Origin of the sequence: Vitreimonas sp. (assembly GCF_035627415.1) — a bacterium.
Lineage (GTDB): Bacteria > Pseudomonadota > Alphaproteobacteria > Caulobacterales > Aquidulcibacteraceae > Vitreimonas.
Genome location: NZ_DASPLU010000004.1, coordinates 85,328 through 110,262, shown reverse-complemented (window position 1 = coordinate 110,262; position 24,935 = coordinate 85,328). Strand labels below are relative to the sequence as shown.

Below are 24,935 nucleotides of genomic sequence, written 5' to 3'. Positions count from 1 at the left end.
TATCCCAATGAGGCTTCTGATTGTGCTTCTTGCATGCGTTGCGGCGTGTGGCGAGCCGACATCTGCACCACCGCCGACCGTCGAAAAAATGCCCAATGCCGCGCAAGGATCCGACGAGTCTTCGGCTGTCGTGATCGAACCACCCGCTGGAATAGAGCCCGAAGTCTTCACCGATACGGACTCTTCGCCGCTGACGGCCGACGAAATTGTCGGCATGTGGGGATTGCGCGCAAACTGCGGTCAACCAACGGTTTTCGGCGCGGACGGCACACTTACCGATTACACCGGCCAGACGGGCCGGTGGTCGCTCAGCGGCAATTCGCTGACGATCACCCAGGGCAGCCAAGCGCACACGAACGAAGTCAATCAGCTCAACGCCAATGCCTTCACATCAGCGGCGCCGGAGGATGGCAGCGGGCGCACCAGGCTGTTTCTAATCTATCGCCGCTGCTGACTCTCACTCGCTCTTCCGAAACGGCGTGTGCTCCATCAGCAGCTCCGCTTCGTCCGTCACCGCGGGCGTTTCCGCTTCGAGATAGCGCTTCACTGCTTCGCGCAAGCCAGCATGCGCGATCCAATGCGCGCTGTAGGTCGGCGCGGGGACGTAGCCGCGGGCGAGCTTGTGTTCGCCTTGCGCGCCAGCTTCCACGCGCGGCAAGCCAAGTTCGATGGCGAGTTCTATGGCTTGGTAATAGCAGAGCTCGAAATGCAGGAACGGGATGTCGGCGATGCGGCCCCAATAGCGGCCGTAAAGCGCCTCGCCGCCGATCAAATTGAGCGCCGAGGCGACCGGCGTTCCATCGGCCTCGGCGACGAACAGCACGCATGTGTCGGCCATGCGCTCGGCGAGCAGCGCGAAGAATTTCCGGTTGAGATAGGGCGAGCCCCATTTGCGCGAGCCCGTATCCATGTAGCAGTCGAAGAAGAAGTCCCAGTCGGCGGACTCGATCTCGTCGCCGCGCAGACGGCGGATCGAAACGCCTTCGCAGGCGCGGGCGCGTTCGCGGCGGATGGTCTTGCGCTTCTGCGAGGAGAGATCGGCGAGAAAGTCGGCGAAACTCGCATAGCCGCGGTTGAACCAGTGATATTGCAGCCCGACGCGCGTCATGTAGCCGAGGGACGCCATCCGCGCGCACTGTTCGGCGCTGGCGAACGTAGCATGCACGGACGAAGCGCCCGCCCGCTGCGCCAAGCCGATCGCCGCCTGCGCCAAGGCGCTTTCCACGGCGGCGTCGCGCGCGAAGATCCGCCGCCCCGGCACGGGCGTGAACGGCACGGCGCATTGCAGCTTCGGATAATAGCGCCCGCCGGCGCGCTGCATCGCGTCGGCCCAGCCATGATCGAACACGTATTCGCCGTAGGAGTGATCCTTGGCGTAGAGCGGCATCGCCCCGACCGCGGCGCCCGAAGCGTCGCGCGCCAGCAGGTGCGCCGGCTGCCATCCGCGCGCGGCGCTGGCGCAGCCGCTCTCTTCCAGCGCCTGCAGGAAATCCCAGCAGAGGAATGGATCGTATGGCTGCCCGGCCGGGTTCGCCAGCGCATCCCATTGCGCGCGATCAATATTGGCGAGATCGCCAATCACCGCGATTGAGAGCGCGTCCGTTCCGTCCATGGCGCCAATCTAGGCGCGCGGGTGCGGCAAGACAAAGACGCGGCTCAGCCGATCTCGAACAGGCCGTCGACTTCCACCGCAAAATCCATCGGCAAATTGGCCATGCCGACGGCGGACCGCGCGTGCTTGCCGGCCTCGCCCAGCACCTGGACCATGAGGTCCGAACACCCGTTCATGACTTGCGGGATCGGGCTGAACTCCGGCGTCACGTTGACGAAGCCGTTGAGCTTCACCACGCGCTTGACCCGATCCAGATCGCCGCCGCATGCGGCCTTCACTTGCGCCAGCAGATTGAGCCCACACAGCCGCGCCGCCGCTTGGCCCTCTTCCACCTCGATCGCGTCGCCGAGCTTGCCCTTGATGCCGCCGGAGGCGTCGACCGAGACCTGCCCGGAGACATGCACCAGATTGCCGACGATGACGAACGGCACATAAGACGCCACCGGCGCCGGCGGCGTCGGCAGAGTGATCCCCAGTTCCTGCAAACGTGCTTCAATGCGGGCCATGAGCTATTCCTCCCCCTCCGGTATGATCAGATGGCGTGGCGGGTACATGCTTTGATGAAGCACGCCGATGACCACATACAGATCGCGGCCGGCATCTATCGCAGATAGATGTTGTGAGAGCCAGAGCGAACAAAGCGCAAGCCGGCGCCATATTGTTCGCAATCTCGCGCTTTGATCTCCCCGCGAGCGACGGCGGCAATGGCGGCGTCAATCGCCTGGATGTACCGATCAGCGCGACGCTCGCCCCATTGCGCGATGGAGAATTCTAGAATCTCAATCACGTGCCGCCTGGCGTGCGGCGTAAGACGGAAGCCCGTCATCTCTGTTTGGCGCGTGTCGCGCGAGCCTCAGCCAGTATGTCCTCGATAGTTCCTTCATAGAACACGCCGGCGTCCGCCTCCGCCACCCCCGGGGCCAACGCGGCCCGGATAGCCTCAGCATTCGGCCAAATCTCCTCCGATGCCCGACGCACTGCGTCTTCAATCACATCTGCGGCGCTGTTGTAGAGACCGGCATCCACCTGTCCCTGCACGAACTCCGCAACGCCGGCGGCAGGTCGATTTCGAACTTGCTCATGCGCCGATCCGAGCAACATCCGGCTCATTCGTCATCCCGCTCCGCCTTCAGCGCGCGCCCCGTCTGCACCGCATCCCGGCCGAACTTGCCGCGCGCTTTCGCCACCGCCGCCTCCGCCGCGGCGCGCTTGGGGGTCCGCGTGTCGAGCATGTCGCCTTTGTCGGCCGCCGCAGCGTCGCTGAAGTCCGAGAGCCCAACGCCGATCAGCCGATACTTGGTCTTGCCGTCGGCATCGCCCGCCAGCAGCTCGCGCGCGTGTCCGAAGATGCGCGACGCCAGCAATGTCGGCTCGGGGAGCTGGCGACGGCGGGTGATGATTTTGAAGCGTGTGTCTTTCAGTTTGAGCGTCAGCGTGAGCCCCGCCGTATCGCTGGCGCGGCAGCGCGCGGCCACCTTCTCACAAAGCGGCCAGAGGATGTCCTCCAGCGCTTCGATCTCGGACACATCTTCGAAGAACGTCGTCTCCGCCGAGATGCTCTTGCGCTCGCCGTGCGGATCGACCTTGCGCGGATCGTCCGCCATCGACAGCGCAAACAGGTGCGCGCCCCAGTCGCCGTAGAGCGCGCGCATGCGCTGCGGGCCGACGGTGCGGATGTCGCCGATCTTCTTCAGCCCGTTGCGCTCCAGCGCCGCGGCGCCGGCCGGGCCGACGCCCGGCAGCGTGCCGACCGAGCGCGATTCCAGAAAGGTCAGCGCCTCGGCGCGGCCGATCACCGAGAAGCCGCGCGGCTTGTCGAGATCGCTCGCCGTCTTAGCCAGAAACTTGTTGAAGCTGAGCCCGATCGAAACCGTGAGCTGGCGTTCCTCCCAGATGCGATTCTGCAGCTTGATCAGGGATTGCGCCGGCAGGCCGCCATGCAGCGCCTCGGTGCCGGTCAGGTCCATGAACGCTTCGTCGATCGAGAGCGGCTGCACCTGGGGCGTCAGGTCCTCCATCATGCGACGGATAATGCGGCCCTCTTCGACATATTTGTGCATGTCGCCGCGCACCACCTTCGCCTGCGGGCAAAGCTTCAGCGCCTTGAACATCGGCATAGCGCTGCGCACGCCATAGGCGCGGGCGACATAGCAGCAGGTCGACACGACACCCCTCTTGCCGCCGCCGACGATGACCGGATGCGGCATCAAACTCGGATCGTCGCGTTTTTCGATCGAGGCGTAGAAGGCGTCGCAGTCGAGGTGGGCGATGGACAGCGTCGTCAGCTCCGCGTGCTCCAGCGGCTGCTCTTCCCCGCAGACGCAGCGAGAGCCGGCGATCTCACGCGCACAGGCGCGACAGAGGATCATCGCACTCGGACCGCCGGCGCCCTCGCCGGCATGAAATTTTGAGCCAATCTCGATGGCGTCCAAGATCGCCTAAGCGATGATGCCGGCGAAGGCGCCGGCGGTCCGGGCGTAATCACGACGCTCATGCCATATATTCCGAAACATCCCCGCCCGCATCGAACAGCCAGGCCGCGCCGCGCACGCCGCTGGAATCGCCGTGCATGTTCTTCACCAGATCCGTCGTCACCACGTCGGAGAAGACGTGCGCCAACAGCTTGCCGCGGACGCTCGGGTACAAGCTCTCGATGTTGGAGACGCCGCCGCCGAACACGATCACGTCGGGATCGAGAATATCCATCACCACGGCGAGGCCGCGCGCGATCCGGTCCGCGAGCAGGTCGAGCAGCACGCGCGCTTTGGGGTCGCCGGCGCGCGCGGCTTCGTCGGCTTCGTGCGCGCCCATGCCGGCCCAGCGTTTGAAGCCGGAGCCGGAGATCCATTGTTCGAGGCAGCCATAGCGGCCGCACCAATGCCGCTCGGTCGTTTCATCAGCGCGCGCCCACGGGAGCGGCGTGTGGCCCCATTCGCCGCCGATGCCGTTGCGTCCCTCCACCACCTTGCGCTCGACCACCACGCCGCCGCCGCAGCCGGTGCCAACGATGACGCCGAACACGACCCGCCCGTGCGCGGCGGCGCCGTCCACCGCTTCCGACAGCGCAAAGCAATTGGCGTCGTTCTCCACCCGCACGGGGCGCGCCAGCGCAGCCTTCAAATCCTCCAGGAACGGTTTGCCGTTGAGCCAAGTCGAGTTGGCGTTGCGGACCAAACCGGTCGCCGGCGAGAGCGAACCCGGAATCCCGACCCCGACAGACACCGCCCGCGCGCCCGCCTCCTGTTCGATTCGCGCCGTCAGATCGGCCACCGCGCGGACGGCGCTCAGATAATCCCCAGGGTTGGGCACGCGCCGGCGCACCAGGATTTCTCCCTTGGAATCAAGCAGCGCCCCTTCGATCTTGGTGCCGCCGAAATCGACGCCGAGGCGCATCCTTCAATCCTTAAGACGTTATTAACGCAGGTGACTAGATTGCTGGCATTGCGATGGGTTGTTAAGGCCTCGGCGCTATAAGGGCGAGGAACGCAGCGCATCAACGCGCCGGAAAGCGCTCTCGGGGGCCGCGTAAGCGAAGCGGGTTCATGGCCAAGACCGTTCTCATCGTCGAAGACAGCGAACTCAATATGAGGCTGTTCAACGACCTGCTGGAAGCCTTCGGCTACCGCACGGTGAAAACGCGCGACGGCCGCCAGGCGTTGCCGTTGGCGCGGGAGCACAAGCCCGACCTCATCGTCATGGACATCCAGCTGCCGGAAATTTCGGGCCTCGAGATCACCGACCGGCTGAAGAAGGACGACGCGCTGAAGAGCATTCCGGTCGTCGCCGTCACCGCCTTCGCCATGCGCGGCGACGAACAGAAGATCATGGCGGCCGGCTGCGACGCCTATCTGTCGAAGCCGATCTCTGTGACGACGTTCCTGGAAACAATCCGCAAATTTATCGGATGAGGAGCCACGCTTGAGCGCGCGCATCCTCGTTGTCGACGATCTCGAAGCCAACCGCCGCTTGCTCGAAGCGAAGCTCACGGCCGAGTATTACGACGTGTTGATGGCCCAGCGCGGCGAAGAAGCCGTGCAGACCGCCAAGCGCGAAAAGCCGGACCTCATCCTGCTCGACGTCATGATGCCCGGCGGCATCGACGGCTACGAAGCCTGCCGGCGGCTAAAGGCGCAGCCGGAGACGCGTCATATCCCGATCATCATCCTCACCACGCTCGACGACCGCAGCGAGAAGCTGCGCGGGCTGCAGGCGGGGGCCGAAGAATTTCTGACCAAGCCGATCGACGACGTGCAGCTTTTGGCCCGGGTGAAGAGCCTCCTCGCGCTCAAGGTCGTGATCGACGAGTTGCGCGCGCGCGAAGCGAACGGCCGCCGCCTCGGCGTCATCGGTGAAGAGCTGCGCCCAGATCCGCTCGACCAGCACCGCGTGGTCTCCGGCAACGTGCTCCTCGTCGACGACAACGCCAACCAGATCAAACGGCTGCAGGCCGCGCTCGGCGTGGAGCATCGCGTCTCGTTGCTGGGAAACGCCGACGCTTCGCACGGCCGGCCCGATCTCGCCGTCGTTTCCGTCACCGCCAAGAGCTTCGACGGCTTCCGCGTCATCGCCCGCATGCGCTCGGGCGAACCGACGCGGCATTTGCCGGTTCTCGCCATCGTCGAGCCCGACGACAAGAAGCGCGCGCTGCGCGCGCTCGAACTCGGCGCCCACGACATCATCGTCCGCCCCGTCGACGAAGACGAGATCGTCGCCCGCGCCCGCACCCTGATGCGCCGCAAGCGCTACATCGACGCGCTGCGCACTCGGCTCGACCAGGGCATCGAACTCGCCATCACCGACCAGCTCACCAATCTCTACAATCGCCGCTTCCTCGACGCGCAGCTCGGCCCGCTGGTGCAGCGCGCGCAGTGCGGCGGCGAGCCGGTGTCGCTGATGGCGGTCGACATCGACCACTTCAAGCGCTGCAACGATACCTACGGGCACGATGTTGGCGACGCCGTGCTGCGCGAGTTCGCGGTGCGCCTCGCCTCCAACGTGCGTCCGTCCGACTTCGCCTGCCGTCTCGGCGGCGAAGAGTTCGTCGTGCTGATGCCGCGCACGAGCGGCGACATCGCCTGTCTCGCCGCCGAACGCCTCCGCCGCCATATCTGCGCCGCGCCGTTCAACGCGCCGGGCGCGCCGCATCCGATCGACGTCACCGTTTCGATCGGCGTCGCCTGCACGGCGGCCGAAGATACGCCGGAGACGCTGCTGAAGCGCGCCGACGAAGCGCTCTACGAAGCCAAACGCTCGGGCCGCAACCGCGTCATCGGCCGCAGCGCCGGCCGCGCCGCCTGAGGCGCATCACCGGCCGAAACTCGACAGCGCGAACATCAGCATCAGGCCAGCGCCCATGGCGATCGCCGGCGCCTGCTGGAATTGATGCTTCTCGGCCTCCGGCACGAGATCGGTGACGGTGAGATAAAAAATGCCGCCGGCGCTCACGCCGAACAGCAGCCCGAGCATTCCGCCCGGCAGGTCGCGCAAGAGGAACCAGCCCACCAGCGACGAGACGATCAGCGCAAGCGCGATCGTGCTGGTCCACAAGATGATCCGCCAAGCGGCGCGGCGGCCGTCCCCATTCTTTGCGTTGCGGATCAGCTCGCCGATGCTGAGCCCTTCCGCCAGATTGTCGATGCCGACCGCGAGCGCCACCAGCAGGCCGAGCTCCGGCTCGACAGCCAGCGCCACACCGATGGTCAAGCCCTCGACCAGCTCTTCGATGCTGGTTCCGCCCGCGAGCACCGTGATTTCATCGCCGCGCGCACGCCGCCCGCCGCGGAGCCGCAAGCGCTGCTCCGACGCCTCGCCCACGAGGAAGCCGCGATGCACGAAGAGATCGAGCGCGTAGATCGCAGCGAGGCCGGCGCCGAACCCGGCGACGGCGAGCGCGAGCCCAGCGTGCTCGAACGCGCTCGGCAGCATCTCGAAGGCGATGGCGCCCATAAGCACGCCGCTCGCGAAGCCCAGCACGCACGACAAAAACAGCGTGCTCGGCCGCACCCACAGCGTCACGAATCCGCCCGCGGGAGAGGCGAGCGCCGCGCCGGCCATCGCCAGCAAGAGCACATACTGGGGTGGCTGATCCACTGGTTCCGTCAATCCTGACGCCCGCTGGGCGCCATCTAGGCTGGCGACGAACGGCGTCCATCGCGGGCTTCTCCCGCATCGTCGCTGCGCGCTGGCCGGCTGCGGACACGCGCGCGATGCTCGCCGGCGGGAGGATCGCCATGCGTACACGTCTCACCGCCTTCGCCGCCGCGCTTTTTCTGGCGCCGCTCGCGCACGCCCAAACCAGCCAGCCGCCGCCGCCCACATGCGAAGCGGCCGAGCATCGCCAGCTCGATTTCTGGATCGGCGAATGGGACGCGTTTCGCTCAGACACGAACGCACAGGTCGGGCGCAGTTCGGTCACGCGCGAAGAAGCGGGCTGCGTCATCCACGAGCACTGGACCGCGGCCAATGGCGGTGTGACGGGCCAAAGCTTCAACATTTTCGAGCGCATGAGCGGCCAGTGGGAGCAATATTGGGTCTCCTCCAACGGTGAGATCACCCATTATATCGGCGGACCGATCGAGAATGGCCTGCAGCTCACCGCCGTCGGCGACCGCAGCGCCATCGCGCCGGGCGCCGTTTTCCAGTCCCGGGTGACGCTGACGGCGCAGCCGGACGGCACGGTTCGCCAAGTCGGCGAGACATCAGGGGACGGACAGACCTGGACCCGCCGCTACGACATTACCTATCGGCGGCGGCCCGAATAGGGACGCAAATCTGCGGTTCCGGCGCGGCGTCCCCTACGGATGCGCGGCGGGCGCCTATATGTTATAGCTCCCGCGAGCGGAGCGAAGAATGAGTTACGTCCAGGCCGTGGAAGCGCCGGAGCGCAATATCGGCCAGATCAAGCTGTACGACAGCGCCGAAGCGTTCGCCGGCATGCGCGCGGCCGGCAAAATCGCCGCCGGCTGTCTCGACATGCTGGTCGCCGAAGTGCGCGAGGGCGTCACGACCGGGCGCATCGACGATCTGTCGCGGCAATATCTGTTCGACCACGGCGCGCTGCCCGCCTGCGTATTCTACCGCGGCTATCGCCACACCGTCTGCACCTCGATCAATCACGTCGTCTGCCACGGCATCCCCGGCGAGCGCGTGCTGCGCGGCGGCGACGTGCTCAACATCGACGTCACCTGCGTTTTCGATGGCTGGCACGGCGACACCAGCCGCATGTACGCCGTCGGCGAAGCGCCGCGCAAAGCGCAGCGGCTGATGGACATCACTTACGAAGCTTTGATGCGCGGCATCGCCGCGGTGAAGCCCGGCGCCACGGTTGGCGACATCGGCCACGCCATCCAAAGCTACGCGGAGGCCGAGCGGACCTCGGTGGTGCGCGAATTCTGCGGCCACGGTCTCGGCCGCGTCTTTCATGACGCTCCGAATATTCTCCACTTCGGCAAGCCAGGCCAACTGGAGGAGCTGAAACCCGGCATGATGTTCACGATCGAGCCGATGCTCAATCTTGGCTCGCCGGCGGTCAAAGTGCTGAACGACGGCTGGACGGCGGTAACGAAAGACAAATCGCTCTCGGCACAGTACGAGCATTCGGTGGGCGTCACCGCCGACAGCTGCGAAATCTTCACCAAGTCGCCGGCGGGGCTCGATCAGCCCCACGCGCTCGCCGGCTGAGGCGGCGGCGGTGGCGGGGCGCTCCGGCAAACAGAGTGACCGGCCGGCGCCGCGCGTCGAAGATTCCGAACTCTTCCCGTTCGCGCTCGACGGCATCGAGATCGACCCGCCGGCGCAGCGCCGCGCCAAAACCAAAGCGCCGGCGGCGCCGAAAGCAAAGCCTCACTACCACGAACATCGCCAGCGCCTACGCCAACGCTTCGACGAAGCGGGCCCCGCCGCACTTCAAGACTATGAGCTGCTCGAACTCTTCCTCTTTCGCGTCATCCCGCGTCAGGACACCAAGCCGCTCGCCAAGGCGCTGATCAATCGCTTCGGCACGCTGGATGCGGCGCTCTCCGCGCCCGTCCATCTGATCGCGGAAGTCGACGGCGCAGGCGCCGCGGTGGCGCAGGAGCTGAAGATCGCGCAAGCGCTGCGTGAACGCGCGGCGATCAGCGAACTGAAGCAGCGCACCGCGATCTCCTCCTGGTCGCAGCTCGTCAGCTATTGCCGCATGGCGCTGGCGCACGAGCCGCGCGAGCAGTTTCGCGTGCTGTTCCTCGACAGCAAGAACCAGCTGATCCGAGACGAGCCGCAGAACTTCGGCACCGTCGATCACGCGCCGGTTTATCCGCGCGAAGTCGCCCGTCGCGCGCTCGAACTGTCGGCCGCTTCGATGATCCTGGTGCACAACCACCCCTCGGGCGATCCCAAGCCCAGCGCCGCCGACATCGCCGTCACCCGCGACATCGTCGCCGCCGCGAGCGCGGTGGGCGTGAAGGTGCATGATCACCTCGTCATCGGCCGTAACGGCGTCGAGAGCTTCAAGACCTTGGGGCTGCTGTAGCGCTGCCAATCAATCCTAGGGCGAACCCAACTCCAGCCGCCGCGTCACGACGATATTCCTCAGAAACGCTTCGTCGTGGCTCACTACGAGCAGCGCGCCGTCGTAGGCGCGCAGCCCCGCTTCGACGGCCTCGATCGAATCGATGTCCAGATGGTTGGTCGGCTCGTCCAGCATCAGCAGCTGCGGCGGCTGCACGCCGAGCACGCAGGCGAGCCCCGCGCGCAGCAATTGTCCGCCGCTCAACGTGCCGGCGATCTGCAACGCCGCATCGGCGCGAAACATGAAGCGCGCAAGCGCGGCGCGGCAGGCGTTCTCGTCAGCCTCGGGATTGATGCGCAGGAAATTCTCCCGGACCGTCAGCGCCGGATCGAGCAGGCTCACGCGCTGGTCGAGCAGCGCGAAGGGCGTAACCACCCGCACCGTCCCGCGCCAAGGCGCCAGCGCGCCGATGACGAGCGCAAGCAGCGTCGTCTTGCCCGAGCCGTTGGGGCCCACCACGGCGACGCGCTCCGGGCCGGTCATGGCAAACGACAGATCGCGAAGGACCGCCTCGCCCGGCGCGTAGCCGGCGCTCACATGCTCCAAGCGCAGCACCACCTTGCCCGCGGCCAGCTCCGTCGACGGAATTGTCACCGCAAGCGGCTGCAAGACTTCGATCCGCGCCCGCGCATCCGCGGCATCCGCGTCGGCCTCTGTTCGCCGCCGTTCCGCCAACCGTGCGTTGGCGCCGGTCGTATTCTCGGCCGCGCGCTTGAGCGCGCCGGCGAGGATGCGCGGCATGTCGCCTTTCGCGCCCTTGCGTTTGCCGCCGGCGTCGCGGCGCTCCTGCCGCTCGCGCGTCGCCTGTGCGCTGCGCGCCACCTCCGTCACGCGCTTCTCCGCATCGGCAAGATCGCGCTCGGCCGCCGCCAATTCGAGCGCCTTGCGTGCGCGATACTGACTCCAGCCGCCGCCATAGCGCGTGGCGCCCAGCGACGTCAGCTCGACGATCGCGTCCATCCTCTCCAGCAGCTCGCGGTCATGGCTGATCACGATCGCGCCCGCGCGCCAGCCGCTGAGCAGATCGATCACTGCCGCACGGCCGTCGCGGTCGAGATTGTTGGTCGGCTCGTCCAGCAGCAGGAAATCGGGCTCAGCGAACACCAGCGCCGCAAGGCTGGCGCGCGTGCGCTGCCCGCCGGAGAGCGCCGTCAAAGGCGTTTCCGGGCCCGCGGCCAAGCCCACGCGCGCCAGCGCCGCCTCCATCCGCGCTTCGAGCGTCCAGTCCGCCTCGTCGAGATCGTGCGCGCTCGCCTCGCCGCTTTCGGCCCGCCGCAGCGTCGCCAAGGCAGCGCGCACGCCGAACAGATCCGCGATCGTCTCTTCAGTGCTGAGCTGCACGATCTGGCGCAGCACGCCGAGTTGGCCGCTGACAGAGATCGTTCCACTCTGCGGCGCGAGCTCGCCGGCGATCAGCTTCAACAGCGTCGTCTTGCCGACGCCGTTGCGGCCGACCAGGCCGGCGCGCTCCGGGCCGAAACTGAGATCGAGCCCGGAAAAGAGCTGGCGCCCGTCAGGCGTCGCCCAAGACACATTGGCGATGGTGATTGAAGCAGGCATGGATCCGCGGTCCCGAAAGCAAAGCTCAACGCTCGAATGGGCCAGTACGGATCACATCGTGGCGCCTCTTTCCGCACTGCGGCGCGGCGCGCAGCAGCTTTCTGAATCGGGGATAGGCAGGCCTTCTATCCCCGCGTCTCGAAACGTCAACCTGCTGCGCCACATGCGTTTTTCGGCGCACGAGGACCAATCAATCCGACCGCGGGAAAACGGCCGTATAATGCGCCGCAAATGTCCACATCATCACCCGCCCTTCGCCACGCGCCGCTCGAGTTCTGGCGCATCGCCGAAGCCTTCCTGCAGCTGCTGCACAATCTCTTCGGCGCGCCCGAAGACATCGCCGCCCAGCACACGCTGACGCGCGCCGCGCACACGTTGCTCAGCTCCTGGCTCAGCGCCGGCGAAGCCATGCTGCGCCGCTTGCTGCTGATCGAAGCCGCCGCCTATCCCTCGCCCGCATCGCCGCGCACACGAAGGGGGCACAAACGCGTCCGCAAACTCATGAGCTTCACCCCCGACAAACCGGAAGAGTGGCGCGTGAGCTTCGCCGCCTTCTATGGGCCGTCGGCGTCGCGCCGGCCTGCGTCGGGGCGCGAAATGACTGGGCAGGGCGGAGAGGCGCCCGCGCGCCTTGGCGGTTTCGCTTCCGCCTGGCCGTTGGCCGAGCGCTTCGAAGCCATGATCCGCGTCTTCAACGCGCCGCAGGCTTACGCCAGGCGCCTCGCCCGTCGCCTCCGCGCCGATCCCGGCTGCGCCGGCCGCATCCTGCGCGCGCCGCCGACGTACGCGCACCGAGTCGACCAGGCCGAACGCCTCACAGCCGCCGCCGAAGCCGCGCTTCCCAAGGACGATTCCAGTTGAGCGCTCGAACAAGCCGCGCCGCGACGCCCGGATGCGCAGCCCGCGCTCCGGAACGCGACCCATGCCTGCGCGCCCGCGAGGCGAAGCGTCTCAGATCGTTTGACCGCCGCGCCTGCGCCCGCCACAGTCGCGCCAACGATAAGCGGGAGGACGCATGACCGACGCAGCCGCGCCGGCCTTTCAGGGCTTCGGCACCAAGAATTATCGCGCCTACGTCCTCGGCGCCCTCCTCGTCGTCTACACCTTCAACTTCATCGATCGGATTGTGGTGGGGATCCTGAGTGAGCCCATCAAAAACGAGTTTGGCCTCAGCGACACAGAATTGGGTCTGCTCGGCGGAACGGCATTCGCAATTCTCTACACCTTGCTCGGCATTCCGATCGCGCGACTGGCTGAGCGTATGAACCGCATGACGATCCTATCAGTCTGCGTCGCCATCTGGAGCGTTATGACCGCCGCCTGCGGTTTCGCCGTGAACTATGCAACACTGTTCGCCGCGCGCGTTGGTGTTTCAATCGGGGAGGCCGGCTGCACCCCGCCTGCAAACTCGATTATTTCGGACTACTTCCCTGCGGATCGCCGCGCCTCCGCCTTGTCGATCTACGCGCTCGGCATACCCATCGGCTCGATGATCGCAGCGGTCGGCGGCGGCTGGATCGCGACCAACGTGGGCTGGCGCGAAGCCTTCATCTGGCTGGGTGTTCCGGGCGTCCTGCTGGCCATCATCGTCAAACTCACAGTGAGAGAGCCGCCACGTAGCGCGCCAGCCGCCGAAGCGCCTGGCTTCGTCGCCGCCTTCACTGCGTTGGCTCGAAAATCAACATTTTGGCACATCGCACTAGGCTCAGCGCTGGCGAGCTTCGTAGGCTATGGCGTCGGTCAATATCTGACGAACTTCATGATCCGCACGCACGGATTTTCGCTTTTCGAGGGCGCAACCCTTGTCGGTGTCGTGCTTGGTCTCTGCGCCGCAATCGGCACATTCACGTCGGGATTCCTTGCCGATCGCATCTCCAAGCGCCATCCCAACGCCCTCGCTTGGCTGCCGGCGCTCGGCTTCGTCGTCGCAACGCCGATGTACGTCCTCGCCTTCAACCTAACAAATATTTGGCTCGCGATGCCCGCTCTGATGCTCGGCGCCATCACGCACTATTTCTATCTTGGCCCGATGTATGCGGTAACTCAGGGGGTTGTTGCTCCGCGCATGCGTGCAACGGCGGTCGCGGTGCTGCTCTTCATCGTCAACCTGATCGGCCTGGGGCTCGGCCCACCGGCTATCGGAGCGCTTAGCGACTTTCTCGCGAACTCCCAGCTCATACCGCTCGGCCTCAGCACTGAAATCTGTGCGGATCCGTCCCGCCTGTCCGACTCACAGTGCGCCTCTGGCAAAGAATCAGGCCTGCGCTACGCCATGATGATCGGCGTGCTCGGCTATCTCTGGGCCGGGCTCCATTTCCTCATTTCAGCTCGGACTTTGCGCCGCGATTGGGTGGCGTGACCTCGAGCGTTGTGCGGGCTAGAAGGCGCCCATGATTCCACGTTACGCGCGCCCCGAGATGGTGGCGATTTGGGAGCCTGAGAGCCGTTACGGCATTTGGCTCGAGATCGAAACTCTGGCCATGGAAGCCATGGCCGAGTTCGGCACGATTCCGAAAAGTGCGGCGGAGGAATACCGCGCCAAGGGCAAGTTCGACGTCGCCCGCATCGACGAGATCGAGCGCGAGGTGAAGCACGACGTCATCGCCTTCCTCACCAGCGTCGCCGAGCACGTTGGGCCGGAGAGCCGCTTTGCGCACCAGGGCATGACGTCGAGCGACGTGCTCGACACCTGCCTCGCAGTGCAGCTCGCGCGCGCGAGCGACCTGCTCATAGCCGGCTGCGAACGCGTGATGGCGGCGCTGAAAAAGCGCGCCATCGAACACAAGTTCACGCCCACGATTGGCCGCAGCCACGGCATCCACGCCGAGCCGACCACGTTCGGCCTGAAGCTTGCGGGCCACTACGCCGAATTCGAGCGCAACCTCTATCGGCTCATGTTTGCGCGGAAGGAAATCGCCACCTGCGCGATCTCCGGCGCGGTCGGCACGTTCGCGCAGATCGATCCGCGGGTTGAGGCGTATGTGGCGGATAGGCTCGGACTCGAAGTCGAGCCCGTCTCCACCCAAGTCATCCCGCGCGATCGCCACGCCGCTTTCTTCGCAACGCTCGGCGTCGTCGCCAGCGGCATCGAGCGCCTCGCCACCGAAGTGCGCCACCTGCAGCGCACCGAAGTGCTCGAAGCGGAGGAATTCTTCGAGCCGGGCCAGAAGGGCTCCAGCGCCATGCCGCACAAGCGCAATCCGGTGCTCACTGAAAATCTCTGCGGCCTCGCCCGTCTCGTGCGCAGCGCGGTGACGCCGGCGATGGAAAACGTCGCGCTCTGGCACGAGCGCGACATCAGCCATTCGAGCGTCGAGCGCGGCATCGGCCCCGACGCCACCATCCATCTGGATTTCGCGCTCCACCGCATGGCGATGGTGATCGAAAAACTGGTCGTCTATCCCGAAAACATGGCGCGCAACCTCGCGCTGCTCGGCGGCCTGCACAATTCGCAGCGCGTGATGCTGGCGCTGACCCAAGCGGGCGTGACGCGCGAGGACGCCTATCGCCTGGTGCAGCGCAACGCCATGGCCGTCTGGCAATCGCCGCCGCCGCGGCCGGCGACCGCTCTGATCGATCGCTTGAAGGCGGATGCGGACGTCACCGCCAAGCTCGACGCCAAAACGCTCGCGAACTGCTTCGACGACGCCCACCACTTCGCCCGCGTCGACGATATCTTCAAGCGCGTGTTCGGTTAGCTGGCGTGACGGCTCTCGGCGACACGGCGCTCCACGCGTTCGGCCAACGCATGCATGTCCGCGAGCGTCGTCCGCAGCCGCTCGCTTTGGCGGCGCACGCGCTCGGCGGCGCGCGCGCCTTCGTCGGCGCGCGCCATCAGCCGCTCGAGCCGTTGGCGTTCGATTGCGTAGCGCGAGGCGGTCTGCTGCAATTCCACCAGCTCGGCGCAGGCGACGCGCGCGGCGCGATGGAAGTCGCGCACCTGCGGAAAGTTGGCGACCATCAGTCCGCCCGCGAGCGCGCGTGCGCGGCCGTCGAGATCGGACGGCTCCACGAACCCGGAAACCAGCGCCATCACCACGGTGACGTCGACCGCCTTGAGCGCGCCTTCGTCCGGCAGCGTCGGCCAAGCGACGCCGGCCGCCTCCATCTCGGCGCTGTAGGACCGCACCGCCCCGCGCAGCGTCGCGCGTCCCTGCGGCGAACAGACGTCGATCCCGGCTGCGCCCGCGGCGAAGCGCTCCAGCAACTCGATCGCATCGGTGGCCGGCATGCTCGGCGGCGCGGGCGCACAAGCGCTCGCGGCAAGAGCCAAGCCCAGGACAAGCTTGCGCAGCATCGAAATTCCCGCCTTACCCGGCGTGATCATCGCGCGCGCGCGGTGGACGAAGCGTTCAGAAATGCGGTGAACGCCCGTTAGCAAACCTGCGGCGGCCGACCCGGCGTCGGCGAGAGCCGCCAAGCTCCCGCCCCGGTCCGTTTTCGAAGCCCCTTGACTTCTGAGGGCTTCGGTACTTTGTGTTATAAAGTCCTTTGTCGGAGGCAAACATGCGCACTCTCTTCGCCGCTCTCCTCGCGTTCGCCGCCCTCGCCGTCCCCCAGCCGGCGCTGGGGCAATACCAAGTGGACCTTGCGCCCCACCGCGCCGCTTTGGAGCGTCTCTCAGGCCTGGTCGGCGTGTGGGAGGGCGAAGCGCGCGTGAGCGGGCCGCATCCGATGCTCGTGCATCAGCGCGAAGAGGTCCGCGCCGGGCTCGACGGCACGATTCTGATCGTCCACGGCCGCGGCTTCAGCACGCCCGAGCGGACCGGCGCCCCCGTGTTCGAGGCGTTCGCCGTGCTCTCCTACGCGCCCCGCACGCAGGCCTACGAATTCCGCACTTACGCGTTCGGCCACGCCACCACGGCGACAGCGGAATTCCTGCCCGATGGCGCTTTCCGCTGGAGCACGCCGGCCGGCCCGGTGCAGTCGCGCTACACGATCTGGCTGACTGAAAACACCTGGCGCGAGATCGGCGAAATCAGCCGCGACGGCGGCGCGACCTGGACGCAGAACATCGAACTCAATCTGCACCGCATCGAATGATCAAGCTTCATCGCGTTCCAGAGGCGGACCTAAATCTCGCGGCGCGCGCGCCAGAGCAGCGCCGCGAGCACGCCCTTCACGCGCGGCAGCAAGAAAAGCGCGGCCGCCACCGCAACCAGCAGCGACGGCGCCAGCATCAGCTCGGCGTCTGCGCCCACGTTGAGAACCAGCACCAGTGTCAGCGGCATGACCACAAGGCCCATCAGCATCACTGTGACGTAAGGGGCGACATCCGCCGTTTCCGAGCGCGAGAAGTCAGCCCTGCACGCGCGGCAGCTTTGGTTCAGCTTGAGATAGGCGCCGAAGAGTGTGCGCTCGCCGCACCTCGGGCAACACAGGCGCGCGCCCCGCCAGATGATCTGCGTCAGCCGGGCCCGCTCCGGGGTCGCTGTCACGAGCCGGCTTTGACCGACATCCGCGCCTCGGCCAGAGCCTCGTCCATCTTGGCGCGGATTTGGTGGTCCGAGAGCTGGACGGCGTGAAGGTCGAGGTCGGTCCGGATTTTGCGGAAGAGATCTTCCGTGCCGGCTTCCTCCAGGTCGGCCACGACCACGGACTTGGCGTAATCCTCGGCCGCTTGGTCCGCGAGGCCCATGAGTCCAGCCGCCCAAAGCCCGACGAGCTTGGCCCGGCGCGCCTGCGCCTTGAACTCAAGCTCTTGATCCAATTGGAACTTCTTCTCTTCGCCGCGTTGCCGGTCGTCGAAACTCATCGCCTTTCAGGCCTCCTCAGTTCCTTGTCTGAATAGGGGTGCGCCCGCCCCGGATCAACCACCGCCGGGCGCCAGACCTGCCGCCGCGCCAATTGGCGCCCTGGCCCATCTCTCCTAAGTTCATACCTTGTTGTGTAGCGGCGATTCCGCTCACGCCACGGCGCCCAACGCCGCCGCCCCCCAAGGAGGGCTCCCATGTCGCGTCGCAAGAAGATCTACGAAGGCAAGGCCAAGATCCTGTATGAGGGTCCCGAGCCCGGCACGCTGATCCAATACTTCAAGGACGACGCCACCGCCTTCAACGCGCAGAAGAAGGCGATCCTCGAAGGCAAGGGCGTGATCAACAACCAGATCTCCGGGTTCATCATGACGAACCTGAACGCGATCGGTGTGCCGACGCACTACATCAAGACGATGAACATGCGCGAACAACTTGTTCGCGAAGTCGAGATCATCCCGCTCGAAGTCGTCTGCCGCAACGTGGCCGCTGGTTCGCTGTCGACGCGGCTCGGCATCGAAGAAGGCACGCCGCTGCCGCGCTCGATCATCGAGTTCTATTACAAGAAGGACGAACTCGGCGATCCGATGGTCGCCGAAGAGCACATCACGGCGTTCAACTGGGCCTCGACGCAAGAAATCGACGACGTCATGGCGCTGACGCTGCGCGTGAACGATTATCTGTTCGGCATGTTCGGCGCGGTCGGCATCAAGCTCGTCGACTTCAAACTCGAGTTCGGCCGCCTCTACGAAGGCGACATGGTCCGCACCGTCATCGCCGACGAGATCAGCCCCGACAGCGCGCGCCTCTGGGACGTTCAGACAAACGAGAAGATGGACAAGGACCGCTTCCGCCGCGATCTCGGCAACGTCACCGAAGCCTACGTGGAAGTCGCGCGCCGCTTGGGCATCGTAAAGCAGGCCGCCGGCGGCGAAGCGGGTTAAACGAGGGAATTGGGAGTAGCGAATAGGGAATAGGGATCGGAGTGTGCAGCGCCCAGTGCGCCCTACTCCCACTCCCAACTCTCTATTTCCTCTCCCCGCAGGGGAGCACTTATGAAAGCGATCGTGACTGTCGGGCTGAAACCGGGCGTGCTGGATGTGCAAGGCAAGGCCGTCGCCGGAGCGCTGAAAGAGCTGGGCTTCGGCGGCGTACAGGACGCGCGCGTCGGCAAGCGCATCGAGATCGAACTCGACGGCGCCGTGGATCGCGCCACCGCCGAAGCGCAAGTCAAAGACATGTGCGAGAAGCTGCTCGCCAACACCGTGATCGAAAGCTACCGCGTCGAGATCGCGAGCTGATGCTGCGCGCGACGCTGCTGGTTAGCGCATTGCTGTTCGCCTCGGCCACACCCGCACTCGCCTGCCGCAGCGCAGACTACGCCCTCGGCATCGTCTTCGAAGAGCCGGCGCCGGCGCACTTGAGCCGGGAAACGTTCGTGCTCGACGTCACCTTCCCTGGGAGCGAGACGCAAGGCCCGTCGCGGCTCCGCCGCATCGTCACCGCTAATGTCCGCCGCGTCGTGCGGGGCGACTTCGCCGGCGAGGCGGTGCGCGTCGAGATCGGCGGCCGCACCTGCAGTTCGCCGTTTCGGTTCGGCACGGAAGGGCTGATCGTCGGCCACCTCCGCCCAACGCCGGACGGCGACGTGTTCATTCCGCGCCAAGAGAGCGTCATCGCGCGCCGCCGCCGGCTCGAGAGCCGCTGACGCGGCGCTTGATCCACGCTCGCGCCATGTCGCAAGCCTGATTCAAACCGAAGCGCTACGGCCTGGCTCGCTTGGCGCAACACCGAAAACCGCTGGCCGCAAGAACTAGCCGTCGCCGCCGCCCGCGTCGCCGTCGTGCGGCGTTTCGATTGGAATGATCGGCCCGCTGTCCGTGGGAACGCGTCTGCGCCGGCGGCCGACGCTGCGCAGCGAAATCGCGGCGAGCGCCAGCAGGAAGACGACGCCGACCGCGAAGGCAATTACGGCAGTGGTCATATTCAGGATGTAGGAAGCGCGCGCCGGCCTTATAAGCGCCTGACGGTCGAGCAAGGCCGGCGACGGGAGCGCCTGTGATGAAGAGACCGAGCCGCCGCGCCTTCGCCGCCGCTCTTGCCGCAGCCGCCTTGCCCGCGCGCGCCGGCGCCCAGTCCAACGCGCGCAGCGCGGCGCAGGCGTTCGCGGACTTGAAGGCGCTGGCGGGCGATTGGCAGGGCCGCACCGAAAGCGGGCGCACGTTTCTCGTCAATTATCGGCTGATCGCCAACGAGACGGTTCTGATCGAAACCTGGACGATGTCGCCGACGCGTCAGTCAATGACGGTCTATCACATGGACGGCGGAGACCTGCTGGCGACGCACTACTGCCCGATCGGCAATCAGCCGCGCCTCCGCTATCGCCCCGATCTCTCCGGCGAACGGCTCGAGTTCAGCTTCCGCGACGCTACCAATCTGCAGGACGCCAGCGCCGCGCACCAGCACGCCTTCTGGGTTCGCATCAATGCCGGCGGCGCCTTCGTGCGCAACGAAACCTACATCGAAAACGGAGAAGCCGGCAGCGAGACCGCCAGCTTCTCCCGCATCGCGCAGCCCTGAGGCTGATTATTCCGCCGCAGCAGGCGCCGCGGTGCTGAGCGGGCGCGCCAGCACCTCAGCGAGATTGACGCCGACCTCGTTCTCGCCGCCAAAGGCCGTGCCCGCCTGCCGCTCGCGCACGCGCGTCGCCAGCGTCTGATAGGCGCTCTCGCTCAGGCCCACATAGCCGACCTGCTGCGCCAGCCGACCAGCGTTCGCGACATAATATTGCGCGAACCGCTGCACTTGCGGCCGCTGCAGCGCCTCGGCGTTCACGTAGATGAAGATCGGGCGCGCCAGCGGATACGTGCCGTTGGCGATGGTCTCGGGCGAAGGCGCCACGCCGTCGACGCTCAGCGCCTTCAGCCGCTCACGATTCTGGTCGTAATAGGCGTAGCCGAAATAGCCCATCGCGCCAGGATTGGTGGTGACGCCTTGAACGATGACGTTGTCGTCTTCGCTCGGCGTGTAATCGGTCCGCGAGGCGCCCTCGTCGCCGTTCACGGCTTGCGTGAAGTAATCGAACGTGCCCGACGCCGTACCCGGGCCGAACAGCAGCAGCGGCGTCGCCGGCCAGCTCGGATTGATCTGACGCCACGTCGTCACCGTGCGCTCGGCCGCCGGCTCCCAGGCGCGGCGCAGCTCAGCCAGCGTGATTGCGGTGGCCGGGTTCGCGTTGTTGACGACGACGCTGATGCCGTCGAATGCAATCGGCAGCTCGACATAGGTGACGTTCGCCGCCGCGCACGCGGCCATCTCTTCGGCCGTGATCGGACGCGAGGCGCCCTGCACCTGCGTCTCGCCGCGGCAGAACTTGCGGAAGCCGCCGCCGGTGCCGCTTTCGCCAACCGTCACGCGCGCGCCGCCCGTGGCCGCAGCGCTGAATGCCTCCGCCACAGCTTCCGAAAGCGGAAACACGGTCGAGGAGCCGTCGATCTGGATCGCCTCGGCGCCTGCGCCGGCGCTCTGCCGCTGCGCATTGTCGCCGCACGCGGCGAGCGCGACCAGCGCCGCCGCCGCGAAGGTCGCACGCAATGAATTCTGCATCGTCATCCCTCGTCTTGTTGCGAATCCCGCCGGCCGTTTGCCACGCGATTGTGACACTTGCGTCTCAAACGTCGCCGCCGCCGGGACGCTCCCCATCGCGCGACTCCTTGTGCGCTTGTTCCGCCGGCGCATTCATCCGGTAAAGCAAGAACGCCAGCCCGCCGGTCAGCGCGATCGACGCGATCGCCACAATGAGCACCCAAGTCGCCATGCGGGCGCCTATACCGGCGCTTGCCGCCGATTGCACCCAAAACCGCTGCGGCGCCGCGCCCCGGTCAGCGCGTTCGGTCTTTGAATCCGCCCCGACGCACCCTATTGAAGGGCCATGAAATCCGCAGTCGTCGTGTTCCCCGGGTCCAATTGCGACCGTGACGCCGCACGCGCCCTCGAGCGCATCACCGGCAAGCCTGCCGCCATGGTCTGGCACAAGGACCCGACGCTGCCCGAAGGCACCGATCTGGTCGTGCTGCCGGGCGGCTTCTCCTATGGCGACTATCTCCGCTCCGGCGCGATGGCGGCGAAAAGCCCGATCGTGCGCGACGTCATCGCCCACGCCGAGCGCGGCGGCCTCGTGCTCGGCATCTGCAACGGCTTCCAGGTGCTGACCGAAACCCGGCTCCTGCCTGGGGCGCTCGCCCGCAATGCGGGCCTCAAGTTCGCCTGCAAGGAAGTCCCGCTCGCCATCGCCAACGCCAACACCTCCTTCACCAGCGCCTATCGCGACCAGCGCGAAACCGACATCCCCATCGCCCACGGCGACGGCCGCTATGTCGCCGACGAAGAGACGCTGAACCGGATCGAAGGCGAGGGTCAGGTCGTGTTCCGCTATCTCGCTAACCCGAACGGCTCGGCGCGCGACATCGCCGGCATCGTCAACGCCCGCGGCAACGTCATGGGCATGATGCCCCACCCGGAGCGCGCCAGTGATCCTGTGCTCGGCCGCACCGGCGGCGCGGCGGTGTTCCAAAGCCTGATGGACGCGGCATGAACGCGAAGAAGCCGCAAAACGCCCCGGCGTCCGATTTCGACTCGGAGGTCGACAACGCGCGCAAACGCCTCGAGGCGGCGATGAGCGACGACACCGGATTCGACGACCTCGCCGCGCTGCAGGCGCTCGCGCCGATCCTGGAAGAGAAAATCCGCTCGCGCCGGCTGAGCTTCGCGCTCGCCGACGAAGAAGACGAAGACGAGACGCAGATCGCCGTCATTCACGTCGGCACCGACGAGGAGCTCGGCTTCATCTTCGCCGAGGACGGCGAGTACGTGTTCGAGTCCAACCTAGAGGCTTATTTCGACGATTTCGTCGACGATAATCCGGAGCGTTTCGTCGAGCGCCTCTACGAGACGCTGCGCGCGGACTTGCCGAAGTACGAAGTCGAAAACAAGGGCTGACGCGAGCGGCGCGGCCAAAGAAAAAGCCCTCCGCGCGTCAGCGCGGAGGGCTCAGGCTGTGGAGTTCAACTCGATTTAGCGGATGCGGGGCGCCTCGCTTTCGGCGCGGACGCTGCCGTCCTCCTCACGCAGGGCGGCGAGCGCGCGCTGGGTGCGCGGATCGGAGAGAACCGCGTTGAGACGCACCAGCGCTTCGGCGCTCTCGCTCGATGCGCCGAACAGAGCGCCCAGCGCCTCGAACGGGTTCTCCTGCGCCGGATAGAAGCGCAGCTGCACGCGGTCGTCGGCCCCGATGCCGGCCAGTTCGCGGGCGCGGGCTACGGCGACATGGAAGCCGCCGATACGATCGACCAGACCGCGCTCCAGCGCTTGCTGGCCGGTCCAGACCCGCCCACCGGCGAGCGCGCGCACGCGGTCCGGCGCCATCTCGCGGCCTTCGGCGACCAGGCCGACGAACTGCGCGTAGGCGCGGTCGATGAAGCCGGCGAACGCCGCTTGTTCGGCCTGATTGAACGGACGCTCTGTGGTGAACATCTCCACCATCGGCGAGCCCACCGTGATCGTCTCGGTGTTGGTCGACAGATAGTGATCGAAGGCCGGGCCGATGATCAGCTTGCCGCCGATCACCCCGATCGAGCCGGTGATCGTGCCGGAATTGGCGACGATCTCGTCGGCGTAGGCGGAGACGTAGTAGCCCCCGGAAGCCGCGACATCGCCCATCGACACGACGATCTTCTTGCCGCGCTCCTGGGCCGTGCGCAGCGCCGCCAGAATCTGGTCGGACGCCACCACCGAACCGCCCGGGCTCGAGACGCGGAACACGATCGCCGCGACGTCTTCGTCCTCCGACGCTTCGAGCAGCGCTTCGGCAATGCGGTCGCTGTTCATCACCGAGTCTTCACCGAAGAAGCCGTCTTCCGGCACGCCCGAGACGATCGCGCCCTCGCCTTGCACCACGGCGATGACGCGGCCGCGATTGTGGGTCGGCGCCCGATACTCGGCGAAGTCGACGATCTCGGCGTTCTCAGCGCGCGCCAGAGCCGCACGTTCGGCTTCTTCCGGCCGGCCGATCTGGTCGACGAGGCTGAGCTCACGCGCGCGCGCCGCCGTGAACGGCGTCGATTCGATCGCCGTCCGCGCCGCCGCCGGCGTGATGCCGCGGTCCGCGGCGATATTCGCCAGCATCGTGTCGTAGAGCCCGGTCATCAGCGAGAGCATCGACTCGCGGTGCTCCGGCGTGAACGTGCGCTGCGTCAATGTGTGCGCGGCGGTCTTGTAGTCTTCGCGGCGTTCGAACTGCGCCTGCATGTGATAGCGCTGCAGCGTGCCGGCGAGGAACGTCACCTCGGCCGAGAGGCCCATCGGCATGAACTCGCTGGCGTCCTGCAGCCAAACTTCATCGGCGTCGGCGATCGCCATGTAGCCCGGCATGCCCATGCGGACGTTGTCGTTCTGCAGGTGCGCGACGACGAACTTGCCCGACTGACGGAACGCCGCCAGCGCCGCACGCAACTCTTCAGCCTGGGCCGCCGGCATGCCGCCGGTGTTGGCGCGAATGTAGAGCCCCTTGACCCGGTCGTCGGTTCGCGCGGCGTCGAGCTTGGTCAGCACCTCCAGCAGCGCGGGGCTGCCGCCCAGGGCGGCGAACGGATTGGACGGGCGCTGGTCGGTCATCTCTTCCCGAAGGTCGAGCGCCAGCACCATCTGCGAGGGCTGAGCCGGCGGGGCGGCCATGGCGGCCAGCATGGAGAACAGCAGGATCGGGCCGATGAACAGGAAGAGCACCAGGCCCACCAGCACACCGCCCACCGTGATGAGGAATTGCTTCACGAGAACTACTCCGCGCCCCGGACCTTCCGCCGGGTTTATCGATAAATGATATGAAGAGCCCGCGAAGGCAAGCACGATTTTATCGAAAAATGATAAATCGGACTGGCTACCGGCGTCTGAACCGCAGTCCCGAGGCGGCAACGGGTTGCTGCGGCTTGGGATTTCCGCGGCGGCTGGCCTCGGGCATAGTGGGCGCGGAGGACCCCGCCGCATGACCCGCAGGCCCGCCATCGCCAGCGACGACTGGATGCTCGAGCAGCAGGTCCGGGCAGAGATGGAGGCGGAAGCCTGGAAGCGGCTGCGCCACGAACTCGCAGCGCCAGCTCCGGTCGCCGTCGATGAACCGGCGCCGGATTATCACCGCAGCGGCAGCGCCATCCTCAAGGCGCTGGTCCGGTTCGCGCTCGCCGCCATCGGCGCCTATCTCGCCTGGATCGCGGCGATGGATTCGCGGCTGGGGGAATTCGAGGTCTGGCTCGCCGTCGGCGCCGGGTTCACGCTGACGCTGGCGCTCAGCCTGCTTGGCCCCGCCCGCGGGCTGGTCCACGCTCTGGCCGAGACGGCGCGCTGGGTGATCCTCGCCGGCGCCGGCTTCGCCGGGCTCTGGCTGCTGTTGCAAGGCCAAGGCTGAGCG

The 24,935-nt window shown here is 66.6% G+C and carries 32 protein-coding genes; 17 read left to right on the top strand and 15 right to left on the bottom strand.

Going from position 1 to position 24,935, the window contains the following annotated elements; translation table 11 throughout:
- Positions 1-7 precede the first annotated feature (7 nt).
- On the top strand, positions 8-454 hold the full coding sequence (locus VEA80_RS01745) for a hypothetical protein (protein ID WP_325058961.1): 447 nt from the start codon (positions 8-10) through the stop codon (positions 452-454).
- Positions 455-457: 3 nt separating this feature from the next.
- On the opposite strand, the gene VEA80_RS01740 is transcribed toward VEA80_RS01745, so the two are convergent.
- The 6 genes from VEA80_RS01740 to VEA80_RS01720 form a co-directional block, all read right to left on the bottom strand.
- Positions 458-1,612 carry a GNAT family N-acetyltransferase gene (locus tag VEA80_RS01740; protein ID WP_325058960.1) on the bottom strand — a complete coding sequence of 385 codons (1,155 nt, stop codon included), beginning with the start codon at positions 1,610-1,612 and terminating at the stop codon, positions 458-460.
- A gap of 44 nt (positions 1,613-1,656) precedes the next feature.
- Complete coding sequence (locus VEA80_RS01735; RefSeq protein WP_325058959.1) at positions 1,657-2,118, bottom strand: RidA family protein; 462 nt, start codon at positions 2,116-2,118, stop codon at positions 1,657-1,659.
- Positions 2,119-2,213: 95 nt separating this feature from the next.
- The gene (locus VEA80_RS20510; protein WP_414731487.1) at positions 2,214-2,438 is read right to left on the bottom strand and encodes a type II toxin-antitoxin system RelE/ParE family toxin; all 225 of its coding nucleotides are present in this window, start codon (positions 2,436-2,438) and stop codon (positions 2,214-2,216) included.
- Positions 2,435-2,722, bottom strand: a complete 288-nt coding sequence (locus VEA80_RS01730; RefSeq protein ID WP_325058958.1) for a ribbon-helix-helix domain-containing protein — start codon at positions 2,720-2,722, stop codon at positions 2,435-2,437. The genes VEA80_RS20510 and VEA80_RS01730 overlap by 4 nt, the downstream gene beginning before the upstream one ends.
- The gene (locus VEA80_RS01725) at positions 2,719-4,044 is read right to left on the bottom strand and encodes a DNA polymerase IV (protein ID WP_325058957.1); all 1,326 of its coding nucleotides are present in this window, start codon (positions 4,042-4,044) and stop codon (positions 2,719-2,721) included. The genes VEA80_RS01730 and VEA80_RS01725 overlap by 4 nt, the downstream gene beginning before the upstream one ends.
- Before the next feature lie 58 nt (positions 4,045-4,102).
- The gene (locus tag VEA80_RS01720; protein WP_325058956.1) at positions 4,103-5,005 is read right to left on the bottom strand and encodes an ROK family protein; all 903 of its coding nucleotides are present in this window, start codon (positions 5,003-5,005) and stop codon (positions 4,103-4,105) included.
- A gap of 149 nt (positions 5,006-5,154) precedes the next feature.
- On the opposite strand from VEA80_RS01720, the gene VEA80_RS01715 reads away from it, so the two are divergent.
- Positions 5,155-5,520, top strand: coding sequence for a response regulator (locus VEA80_RS01715; RefSeq protein WP_325058955.1), 366 nt, complete (start codon positions 5,155-5,157; stop codon positions 5,518-5,520).
- A gap of 10 nt (positions 5,521-5,530) precedes the next feature.
- Complete coding sequence (locus VEA80_RS01710; RefSeq protein ID WP_325058954.1) at positions 5,531-6,910, top strand: PleD family two-component system response regulator; 1,380 nt, start codon at positions 5,531-5,533, stop codon at positions 6,908-6,910.
- A gap of 6 nt (positions 6,911-6,916) precedes the next feature.
- On the opposite strand, the gene VEA80_RS01705 is transcribed toward VEA80_RS01710, so the two are convergent.
- Positions 6,917-7,702: a ZIP family metal transporter gene (locus VEA80_RS01705; protein ID WP_325058953.1), complete on the bottom strand. Its 786-nt coding sequence runs from the start codon at positions 7,700-7,702 to the stop codon at positions 6,917-6,919.
- 140 nt (positions 7,703-7,842) lie between these two features.
- Between VEA80_RS01705 and VEA80_RS01700 the strand changes: the two genes are divergently transcribed.
- The 3 genes from VEA80_RS01700 (at position 7,843) to radC (ending at position 10,121) form a co-directional block, all read left to right on the top strand.
- Positions 7,843-8,373, top strand: a complete 531-nt coding sequence (locus VEA80_RS01700) for a hypothetical protein (RefSeq protein WP_325058952.1) — start codon at positions 7,843-7,845, stop codon at positions 8,371-8,373.
- Between the two features lie 88 nt (positions 8,374-8,461).
- Complete coding sequence (map, locus tag VEA80_RS01695) at positions 8,462-9,292, top strand: type I methionyl aminopeptidase (protein WP_325058951.1); 831 nt, start codon at positions 8,462-8,464, stop codon at positions 9,290-9,292.
- A 10-nt stretch (positions 9,293-9,302) separates the two neighbouring features.
- On the top strand, positions 9,303-10,121 hold the full coding sequence (radC, locus tag VEA80_RS01690) for a RadC family protein (protein WP_325058950.1): 819 nt from the start codon (positions 9,303-9,305) through the stop codon (positions 10,119-10,121).
- 15 nt (positions 10,122-10,136) lie between these two features.
- Here the strand turns inward: radC and VEA80_RS01685 are convergent, their stop codons facing one another.
- Positions 10,137-11,720: an ABC-F family ATP-binding cassette domain-containing protein gene (locus tag VEA80_RS01685; RefSeq protein ID WP_325058949.1), complete on the bottom strand. Its 1,584-nt coding sequence runs from the start codon at positions 11,718-11,720 to the stop codon at positions 10,137-10,139.
- A 231-nt stretch (positions 11,721-11,951) separates the two neighbouring features.
- On the opposite strand from VEA80_RS01685, the gene VEA80_RS01680 reads away from it, so the two are divergent.
- From VEA80_RS01680 to purB, 3 genes are all read left to right on the top strand, one after another.
- Entirely contained in the window at positions 11,952-12,581 is a 630-nt protein-coding gene (locus tag VEA80_RS01680) for a hypothetical protein (protein WP_325058948.1), read from the top strand.
- A 154-nt stretch (positions 12,582-12,735) separates the two neighbouring features.
- Positions 12,736-14,079 (top strand): MFS transporter, encoded by a 1,344-nt coding sequence (locus VEA80_RS01675; RefSeq protein WP_325058947.1) that lies wholly within the window; start codon positions 12,736-12,738, stop codon positions 14,077-14,079.
- A 31-nt stretch (positions 14,080-14,110) separates the two neighbouring features.
- Complete coding sequence (purB, locus tag VEA80_RS01670; RefSeq protein ID WP_325058946.1) at positions 14,111-15,418, top strand: adenylosuccinate lyase; 1,308 nt, start codon at positions 14,111-14,113, stop codon at positions 15,416-15,418.
- Here purB and VEA80_RS01665 read toward each other — a convergent pair.
- Complete coding sequence (locus VEA80_RS01665) at positions 15,415-16,017, bottom strand: hypothetical protein (RefSeq protein ID WP_325058945.1); 603 nt, start codon at positions 16,015-16,017, stop codon at positions 15,415-15,417. The two genes, purB and VEA80_RS01665, sit on opposite strands and share 4 nt — an antisense overlap.
- A gap of 209 nt (positions 16,018-16,226) precedes the next feature.
- Between VEA80_RS01665 and VEA80_RS01660 the strand changes: the two genes are divergently transcribed.
- Positions 16,227-16,763, top strand: coding sequence for a hypothetical protein (locus VEA80_RS01660; protein ID WP_325058944.1), 537 nt, complete (start codon positions 16,227-16,229; stop codon positions 16,761-16,763).
- Positions 16,764-16,792: 29 nt separating this feature from the next.
- On the opposite strand, the gene VEA80_RS01655 is transcribed toward VEA80_RS01660, so the two are convergent.
- Entirely contained in the window at positions 16,793-17,158 is a 366-nt protein-coding gene (locus VEA80_RS01655) for a DUF983 domain-containing protein (RefSeq protein ID WP_325058943.1), read from the bottom strand.
- On the bottom strand, positions 17,155-17,475 hold the full coding sequence (locus VEA80_RS01650; protein WP_325058942.1) for a DUF1476 domain-containing protein: 321 nt from the start codon (positions 17,473-17,475) through the stop codon (positions 17,155-17,157). The genes VEA80_RS01655 and VEA80_RS01650 overlap by 4 nt, the downstream gene beginning before the upstream one ends.
- A 195-nt stretch (positions 17,476-17,670) precedes the next feature.
- Between VEA80_RS01650 and purC the strand changes: the two genes are divergently transcribed.
- The 3 genes from purC to VEA80_RS01635 all read left to right on the top strand — a co-directional run bounded on the left by purC (position 17,671) and on the right by VEA80_RS01635 (position 19,181).
- Positions 17,671-18,417: a phosphoribosylaminoimidazolesuccinocarboxamide synthase gene (gene purC / locus VEA80_RS01645; protein WP_325058941.1), complete on the top strand. Its 747-nt coding sequence runs from the start codon at positions 17,671-17,673 to the stop codon at positions 18,415-18,417.
- 111 nt (positions 18,418-18,528) lie between these two features.
- Positions 18,529-18,774 carry a phosphoribosylformylglycinamidine synthase subunit PurS gene (gene purS / locus VEA80_RS01640; protein ID WP_325058940.1) on the top strand — a complete coding sequence of 82 codons (246 nt, stop codon included), beginning with the start codon at positions 18,529-18,531 and terminating at the stop codon, positions 18,772-18,774.
- Complete coding sequence (locus tag VEA80_RS01635; protein ID WP_325058939.1) at positions 18,774-19,181, top strand: hypothetical protein; 408 nt, start codon at positions 18,774-18,776, stop codon at positions 19,179-19,181. The genes purS and VEA80_RS01635 overlap by 1 nt, the downstream gene beginning before the upstream one ends.
- Positions 19,182-19,286: 105 nt before the next feature.
- Here the strand turns inward: VEA80_RS01635 and VEA80_RS01630 are convergent, their stop codons facing one another.
- Positions 19,287-19,457 carry a hypothetical protein gene (locus VEA80_RS01630; protein WP_325058938.1) on the bottom strand — a complete coding sequence of 57 codons (171 nt, stop codon included), beginning with the start codon at positions 19,455-19,457 and terminating at the stop codon, positions 19,287-19,289.
- 77 nt (positions 19,458-19,534) lie between these two features.
- On the opposite strand from VEA80_RS01630, the gene VEA80_RS01625 reads away from it, so the two are divergent.
- On the top strand, positions 19,535-20,053 hold the full coding sequence (locus VEA80_RS01625) for a hypothetical protein (protein WP_325058937.1): 519 nt from the start codon (positions 19,535-19,537) through the stop codon (positions 20,051-20,053).
- 6 nt (positions 20,054-20,059) lie between these two features.
- Here the strand turns inward: VEA80_RS01625 and VEA80_RS01620 are convergent, their stop codons facing one another.
- Both VEA80_RS01620 and VEA80_RS01615 read right to left on the bottom strand, forming a co-directional pair.
- On the bottom strand, positions 20,060-21,079 hold the full coding sequence (locus VEA80_RS01620; protein WP_325058936.1) for a PstS family phosphate ABC transporter substrate-binding protein: 1,020 nt from the start codon (positions 21,077-21,079) through the stop codon (positions 20,060-20,062).
- A 64-nt stretch (positions 21,080-21,143) separates the two neighbouring features.
- On the bottom strand, positions 21,144-21,290 hold the full coding sequence (locus VEA80_RS01615) for a hypothetical protein (protein WP_325058935.1): 147 nt from the start codon (positions 21,288-21,290) through the stop codon (positions 21,144-21,146).
- A 114-nt stretch (positions 21,291-21,404) separates the two neighbouring features.
- Here VEA80_RS01615 and purQ point away from each other — a divergent pair, with 114 nt between their 5' ends.
- Together purQ and VEA80_RS01605 are read left to right on the top strand one after the other, a co-directional pair.
- A complete protein-coding gene (gene purQ, locus VEA80_RS01610; protein WP_325058934.1) occupies positions 21,405-22,067 on the top strand; it encodes a phosphoribosylformylglycinamidine synthase subunit PurQ in 663 nt (220 codons plus the stop codon).
- Positions 22,064-22,471 carry a hypothetical protein gene (locus VEA80_RS01605; RefSeq protein WP_325058933.1) on the top strand — a complete coding sequence of 136 codons (408 nt, stop codon included), beginning with the start codon at positions 22,064-22,066 and terminating at the stop codon, positions 22,469-22,471. Before purQ ends, VEA80_RS01605 begins: the two co-directional genes overlap by 4 nt.
- A 75-nt stretch (positions 22,472-22,546) precedes the next feature.
- On the opposite strand, the gene sppA is transcribed toward VEA80_RS01605, so the two are convergent.
- On the bottom strand, positions 22,547-24,301 hold the full coding sequence (sppA, locus tag VEA80_RS01600) for a signal peptide peptidase SppA (protein WP_325058932.1): 1,755 nt from the start codon (positions 24,299-24,301) through the stop codon (positions 22,547-22,549).
- A 211-nt stretch (positions 24,302-24,512) separates the two neighbouring features.
- Between sppA and VEA80_RS01595 the strand changes: the two genes are divergently transcribed.
- On the top strand, positions 24,513-24,932 hold the full coding sequence (locus VEA80_RS01595) for a hypothetical protein (RefSeq protein WP_325058931.1): 420 nt from the start codon (positions 24,513-24,515) through the stop codon (positions 24,930-24,932).
- The last annotated feature ends 3 nt before the right edge of the window (positions 24,933-24,935 follow it).